General features: G+C 35.6%; 6 protein-coding genes and 1 pseudogene. 5 read left to right on the top strand and 2 right to left on the bottom strand.

Going from position 1 to position 5419, the window contains the following annotated elements; all coding sequences use genetic code 11:
• From KUG37_RS14410 to KUG37_RS14390, 5 genes and pseudogenes are all read left to right on the top strand, one after another.
• Positions 1 to 164: pseudogene (locus KUG37_RS14410) on the top strand (branched chain amino acid aminotransferase); the annotation flags it as partial.
• A gap of 128 nt (positions 165 to 292) precedes the next feature.
• Positions 293 to 1015 carry a glycosyltransferase gene (locus KUG37_RS14405; protein ID WP_216938286.1) on the top strand — a complete coding sequence of 241 codons (723 nt, stop codon included), beginning with the start codon at positions 293 to 295 and terminating at the stop codon, positions 1013 to 1015.
• A 38-nt stretch (positions 1016 to 1053) separates the two neighbouring features.
• Positions 1054 to 1797: a hypothetical protein gene (locus KUG37_RS14400; RefSeq protein ID WP_216938284.1), complete on the top strand. Its 744-nt coding sequence runs from the start codon at positions 1054 to 1056 to the stop codon at positions 1795 to 1797.
• Positions 1798 to 1799: 2 nt separating this feature from the next.
• Entirely contained in the window at positions 1800 to 2612 is an 813-nt protein-coding gene (locus KUG37_RS14395) for a glycosyltransferase family 25 protein (RefSeq protein WP_367947487.1), read from the top strand.
• Between the two features lie 6 nt (positions 2613 to 2618).
• The gene (locus KUG37_RS14390; protein WP_216938280.1) at positions 2619 to 3671 is read left to right on the top strand and encodes a glycosyltransferase; all 1053 of its coding nucleotides are present in this window, start codon (positions 2619 to 2621) and stop codon (positions 3669 to 3671) included.
• A 6-nt stretch (positions 3672 to 3677) separates the two neighbouring features.
• On the opposite strand, the gene KUG37_RS14385 is transcribed toward KUG37_RS14390, so the two are convergent.
• Both KUG37_RS14385 and KUG37_RS14380 read right to left on the bottom strand, forming a co-directional pair.
• Positions 3678 to 4700: a glycosyltransferase gene (locus KUG37_RS14385; protein ID WP_216938278.1), complete on the bottom strand. Its 1023-nt coding sequence runs from the start codon at positions 4698 to 4700 to the stop codon at positions 3678 to 3680.
• Between the two features lies 1 nt (position 4701).
• A complete protein-coding gene (locus KUG37_RS14380) occupies positions 4702 to 5316 on the bottom strand; it encodes a glycosyltransferase (protein WP_216938276.1) in 615 nt (204 codons plus the stop codon).
• Positions 5317 to 5419: the final 103 nt, after the last annotated feature.

Raw genomic sequence — 5419 nt, 5'->3', positions numbered from 1 at the left:
TTACCGGTACTGCTGCAGAAGTGACGCCAATTCGTGAATATGACGACCGCCAAATTGGTGAAGGTGTCCGTGGTCCAATCACGACTCAAATCCAGAAAGCTTACTTTGATGCAGTTCAGGGCAAAGATCCTAAATATGCACATTGGTTAACGTACGTGAAATAAGTAATAATTTACTGTTTGAAAAAACCTCTCATTTGAGAGGTTTTTTTTAAGGGATATACTTATTCTGCCGAACTTATGTCATCATATTCGGTATCTAGAAGATTTTAAGATGAGCTTAGGCATACGCAATGAGTAACATCGTTATTTGTATGAAATGGGGAACCAAATACGGTTCTGAATACGTCAATCGTTTATACAACATGGTTAAACGACATACGACAGTCGACTTTAAAATGGTCTGTCTGACGGATCGTACTGAAGGAATTGATCCTGCGGTGCAATGTTTCCCAATTCCACCTCTGGCATTGCCTGAAGGTGCGCCTGAGCGTGGCTGGAACAAGCTTTCTACTTTTGAACCAGATTTATATGGTTTAGAAGGTAATGCGCTATTCTTAGATCTTGATGTGGTCATTGTTGATAACATCGATGAGTTCTTTACCTACCCAGGTGATTTTCTGATTATTCATGACTGGAAACGTCCTTGGCGGATTACCGGCAACAGTTCGGTCTACCGTTTTAAGCTGGGTGCTTTTCCGGGGCTTTTGCCTTATTTTCGTGAAAACTTTGATGAAATCCGTCAGAAATTCCGGAATGAACAGGCCTATTTATCTTGGTACGTAGATCAAGAGAAAAAACTTTCTTATTGGCCGGATAGCTGGTGTAAGAGTTATAAATATCACTGCCTGCAAAAAATACCAATGGCTTATTTCAAGCCACCTGTGAAGCCCGAAGGTGCCAAGATTATTGTGTTTCATGGTGAGATTAATCCGCCAGATGCGGTGAATGGTGGTGGTGGTAAATGGTACCGTTATGTGTTGCCATCGCAATGGATTAAGGATGCCTGGCAGTAAGCTGAATAAATGTAGGATTGAATGAGATTTGATTTCAAATGCCGGTAAGAAAAAAAAGTAAATTCGAACAATGGTTTTCATTTAGTCGCCATCAACGTCGATTTGGAGCAGATAAGGTCTACGCTCAGTTTAATGACGTAGACCTCAATGCTCTTAAAAATCAGATTATTGAAGGGAAAGAAGCTTATTATACCCATGGTTCAGCTAAAGATTTAAATGAACATATTGAGCAGCTTGAGCAGGAATTCGTCGGTCAGTCAGCGCTAAATCATTATCATGCCAGTTTGATTGTACTCATTCGTCGTGAAGTAGATGTTCAGAATAACTATTCGAAATTTAAAGCATTATGGATGACTGAACGAGACTATCTATTGGCCTCATTAAATACTCGTTGGTTGATTTCTGCCTGTGATACTTTTATTGATCTAGAAGATGATCCGCTATTACCAGCAATTTTGATGAACGCAGTGATACTGATCAATACAATCAAGCTTCAAGAAACCGAACGTTTTTTATGTGATCAGTCACTCGAAGTCAATCCCCAGCATCAGGATTTATTACAGCAACAGCGCTATGCCTTGTTTGATGGTACTTCCGCATTTGCTGTAGGAACAGATGATACCTTGCGTAATATGCGCTGGCGTCTAGAACAAATATGTGAGACCCATGAGCTTGGGCAAATTGTGGTGGAAGTTTTTGACAGATTGCAGCTTGACCAGAATAACAATGTGTACTCACGCTTTAAACAGCGTCATACTCGTGAAAAAACGAGATGGTGGTAAGCGTGAATATTTTAATTGTTAATTTAAAAACATCACGGGATCGTCTTGATTTTCAAAAAAAACAATTTGAAAAACTAGGCTTGAATTTTGAAGTATTAGAGGCATTTTCAGTTGCCAATCTGAGTGAAGAACAATACCAGAAACTAGGTTTTGGTTGGCAACGGCCTTTGCGTAAAGTTGAGGTGGCTTGCTTTTTAAGTCATCAAAAAGCTTGGGAAGAAGTACTGAATAGAAATCAACCCTGTTTAATTCTTGAGGATGATGCGGTACTCGCCTCAAATACAAAAGAAATTTTAAATGAAATCGAACAGCATCAAATTCAAGATGTGGATTTAATTAACCTGGAAGTTAGAAGTCGTAAAAAAATTATTAGTCGAACCCCTGCATTTACTCTAAATCAGGCTCAGGTCGAATTATATAATTTATATCAAGATCGTACCGGAGCAGCAGGTTATATTTTATATCCAAGTGGTGCGAAAAAACTATTAAATCGTTTAGCGCGGACAGCACCGGCGATTGCAGATGGATTTATATTTTCGGCTTATGAATTGCAGTGTTTACAAGTCGAACCTGCAGTGATTATCCAAGAAGATCAACTTGCTGCTTATGGTCTAATTCAACAAAAAAGTTTTGATTCGACCATTGGGCGCTCTGAAAATTTTAAGGCTGAATTTAATTCATTCGCTGAAAAAATTGCGTTCAAGAAAAGACGGTTAGTTGGGCAGATTGCGATGGCTATACGATATTTTCAGGTCATGGGAAAAGCAGAAAAAAGATTGATTAAACTCAATCAAGAAAAATTTATTCGGGATTAATACTGCATGAAAAAAACAATTGTATTGGCCATTTTTACTTTGCAGGGAAATGGAGCTGAACGTTTTGCTTTAACTTTAGCAAAGGGTTTAGTTGATGCAGGTCATGAAGCTCATATAGTTTATTTTAAAAATATTATTGATTTGCCTGTACCTGAAGGGGTGAAACTTCACTTTTTTGATTATCAAAAATATCGTGCAATTCCTAAATTCATGCGTGCCGGTTTTGCAGCAAAAGCATTTGATAAATTTGTATTAAAAAATATCGGTACGCCTGATTTAGTGCTTTCAAATTTATTTCCAGTCGATTTTATTTTGTCTAAAAGTCAGTTGCCGAATGTACATTTAGTGATTCATAACACGACTAGTCTTGAATATGGCGAGAGACTGGAAGGGATGCGAAAAGAGCTGACTAAAATTTATTTAGCAAAACCATGCGTGGCAGTCAGTAAAGGTGTTGAAAAAGATTTTATTGAGGTTTTTGGTTCTGAAAGCCGAATAACAACCATTTATAATCCGATTGATGTTGAGCAGGTTGTTTCAACAGCAAATGCATATGTGCCAGATGTTGATGCACTTTACATTGTTAATGTTGGAAAATTTAAACAACAGAAGCGACATGATATTTTAATTAAAGCTTATGCAAAAGCGAATGTTCAGGAAAAATTGGTTCTGGTCGGTACGGGTGAGTTATTAGAAGCATCTAAAAAATTAGCTAAAGATTTAGGTATTGAAGATAAAGTTATTTTTACAGGTTTTAAAAAGAATCCATATCCTTATATAAAACATGCAAAATTAATGGTGGTATCTTCTGATTTTGAAGGGTTAGGTTTGGTCATTCTAGAAGCTTTAGCTTTGGGTACACCTGTAATTAGTACTGATTGTCCATCGGGACCAAATGAAATTTTGCCGTCAGATTGTTTGGTTGAACTTGGTGAAATTTCAGCATTATCAGATAAAATTTCTATTGCTTTACAGCAATCAGGCAATGCTCCAATCACGTTGGATAGAAAGTTTTTACCTGATTATGCGGCCAGTAGATATTTAGATCTAATTATCTAAAGTAGATCATTGATGATAAGGTTTCCCTAAGCGTTTTTTGAGCGAACGTAAAAGGCGACTAATTAGTTTAGATACATAATAACCATGTAGCCCTAAATTTAAGCAATGATATAAAATTCGATTATGTTCATTTTTAATTAATGTCCCAGAAAGAGGTAATTGCTGAATCTGATGAGAGAATTTTTTCCAGTTCAATTTTGCAGTTTGCTTGTTTTTGAATTTGGTACTTTGATAGATATAAATATAAAAAAAATGCATTAATGGAATTATGAAAATTGCCTGTACCTTAGTTTTCTCAATGAATATTGGAATTAGTTGTTCGAGACAGGTCAATGATTTATCAATATTAGAGGCTTGTTTGAAATTTGTAGCACTACTTGAGCGTATGCGATATCCATATAAGGCTTTATGGATCGTGTAAAATGAGGTTGCTTTTAGCATTACATTTGGAATGGTTGCAGCATCTTCATAGTGAGTTAGTTTTGGGAATTTAATATCTTTGAAGAGACTTGTTTTATATACATGAATGCCAGAAAACCAGCGATTATAGTTGAAAATTTCGATAAGCGCATTTTGATTGCTTTGTAGACCATTAATCTTTTCATTCAATAAGTGAGGAATGAATTGCTGAGTGCTTGGTTTTAAATCTTCAGAGAGTTTTTTATATCCAAAAGTAATCACATCTGCATTACTTAAAAGAGCTAAGTTTATGTCTTTGAAGTAAGCATCTAAAAGGACATCATCTGGATCCAGAAAAGTAAGATATGTGCCTTGTGCATGAGAAATACCCAGATTCCTGGCAGCACTTACACCTGAGTTTTTCTGTTGAAAGATTCTGATATTTTTTACAAGAGCTTCGGGTTGCTGATTCAAATAGTCTTTTAAAATATCAATAGATTGATCTGTTGATCCATCATCTATACATAGAACCTCAATGCGATCATCCAGATGATGAATGATGCTTTGAATACAGTCAATGATATACTTCTCAACATTATAAATGGGGATGATGATAGTTAAATTAAGCATTTTAATAATGATCTTTCTTGATAAGGTTTAAAAATTTTTCAATCATAGTTTCATTCGAGAGCTGTTTTTTCTCAAAATGAGCATGATATGTTTGATTCAGATTTTGATCTATTTTTTCTACTAATTCATCTATATTTTGGGGTGTAACCAAATTTTCTTCTAGATTTGCGATACTTAATTGGTGATAAATCGCATCACTTACATTATAGGCGACTACAGGAATATCAAGATAAAGTGCTTCTGATATCACTAAACCATAACCTTCACTAATCGAGCTTGAAATTAATAAACGACTTTGCTGGATATATGCATATGGATTGTTGACCCATCCAATAAATTCAACACAATTTTCAATATTCAGTTGTTTACACAAATCTTGTAGCGCATGTTTTAAATCACCCTCTCCAACAATAAGCAGCTTTTTTGCTTTTTGAGATTTTGCAAATGCCCTAATAGCATGTTCTGGCTGTTTTTCATGGCTTAAGCGGCCAACAAATATACAATCCCAAATCTTTTGGGGTTGTATTGATTTTTGTTGCTCAATATATTTTATATCCAGGCCATTATAAATCGTTAAAATTTTTGAGTTGGGTAATAGATCTCTTTCATAAATCAAAAAACGATCTTCTTTTGGTTAATATTTGCACTCCAGATTTCTTAGCATTCGTGCATAATCTGCGGATGAAATACATCGATTCAAACAAGCTTTCTGATCCTCA

It is taken from the genome of Acinetobacter sp. BY419 (assembly GCF_019038395.1).
Taxonomy (GTDB): domain Bacteria; phylum Pseudomonadota; class Gammaproteobacteria; order Pseudomonadales; family Moraxellaceae; genus Acinetobacter.
This window is presented reverse-complemented; position numbering and strand designations above follow the sequence as displayed.